This window comes from Streptomyces sp. NPDC111507 (assembly GCF_055638955.1).
In genome coordinates this window covers 1-1,410 of record NZ_JBVKBU010000056.1, presented here as the reverse complement: position 1 = coordinate 1,410, position 1,410 = coordinate 1, and the positions used below count along the sequence as shown (strand labels likewise).

The window sequence follows — 1,410 nt, the reverse complement described above, 5'->3', positions numbered from 1 at the left end:
ATTGACTTGCTCCTCGGGCTGAAGCCCGAGGGTTCTGGCCTTCTCGTCCGCCCTGTGCCGCTACGCGGCACGGGGTTCGGGCGGGATTCCGTGGCTTCCTGTTTCTTCGCGCTGTGCCGGGATTGCTCCTGGTCTTACCGGCGCTCCGCAGGCCGATACCGCCAGTCCGGCGGCCGTCTTCACGTTGATCGCGGCATTGTGGTCCCGGTCGTGGACGGTGCCGCAGGCACTACACGTCCATTCCCGGACGTTCAGGGGTTTGGGGCCGTCCTTGACGCCGCAGGTGGAGCAGGTCTGGGAGGTGGGCTCGAACCGGCCGATCCTGACCAGCCTCCGCCCGTACCGGGCGGCCTTGTACTCCAGCATGCTGAGGAACGATGACCATCCGGCGTCGTGCACGGACTTGGCCGGCTTCGTACGGGCCAGTCCCGCCACCGACAGGTCCTCCACACCGATCCCTTGGTTCTCGGAGATCAGCTTCGTGGAGAGCTGGTGGTGGAACTCACGGCGTGCGTCGGCCACCTTGGCGTGGGCGCGAGCGACCTTCAGGCGGGCCTTGGCCCGGTTCCTGGATCCCTTCTGCTTGCGGGACAGCTCCCGCTGGGCCTTCTTCAGTTTCTTCTCCGCGCGCCGCAGGAATCGCGGGGAGTCGATTTTCGTGCCGTCGGACAGGACCGCGAAGTGAGTGAGGCCGAGATCGATGCCGATGGTGCGGTCGGTTTCGGGCATCCGTGCCTGGTCGGCGGCGGGGTCGGTGTCGATGACGAAGGAGGCGAAGTACCGCCCGGCCGCGTCCTTGATGACGGTGACGGAGGAGGGGGTAGTGGGCAGCGTGCGGGACCACTTCACCTTCACCGCACCGATCTTCGGGAGATTCAGACGGCCGTCGGTGATGTTCCAGCGGGCGTTGGCGGTGAACCGGATCGACTGCCGCGCGTCCTTGCGGGACCTGAACCGGGGCGCACCAGTCTTCGCTCCCTTCCGCTCGCCCTTGAGGGACGCGAAGAAGTTGCGGTACGCGGTCTCGGCGTCCCGCAGGGACTGCTGGAGGACGACGGCGGAGACCTCGGCCAGCCAGGACCGCTCGGGTGTCCGCTTGGCCTGGGTGATCAGGCGCGTGGACAGCTCCCCGGCCTTCGGGAACGGCTGTTCGGCCTTGCGGGCGTCTTCACGGGCGCGGACCGCGTCGTTGAACACGACGCGGGCGCACCCGAACGCCTTCGCCAGCGCGGTCTGCTGGCCGGTGTCCGGGTACACCCTGAAGGCGTACCGAAGCTGCATGCGGTGATCGTACGAACGAGCACCCACCACCAGAGGGAACATATGAACGGTCGATACCCCTCTTGAACCGGGGAGCGGAACAGGCCGAACGCAGGAGGAGGCGTTGCCCGACTTCGCCGGATCGGGCCC

General features: G+C 67.4%; 1 protein-coding gene. It reads right to left on the bottom strand.

The annotated features are described in order from the left end of the window. Positions 1-60: 60 nt before the first annotated feature. Positions 61-1,281, bottom strand: a complete 1,221-nt coding sequence (locus ACZ7M2_RS52440) for an RNA-guided endonuclease InsQ/TnpB family protein (protein ID WP_471601367.1) — start codon at positions 1,279-1,281, stop codon at positions 61-63. Between the last annotated feature and the right edge of the window lie 129 nt (positions 1,282-1,410).

What these genes read in the sequence shown, in the direction of transcription:
- ACZ7M2_RS52440 (WP_471601367.1), bottom strand. Translation starts at nt 1,281, where the DNA reads ATGCAGCTTCGGTACGCCTTCAGGGTGTACCCGGACACCGGCCAGCAG.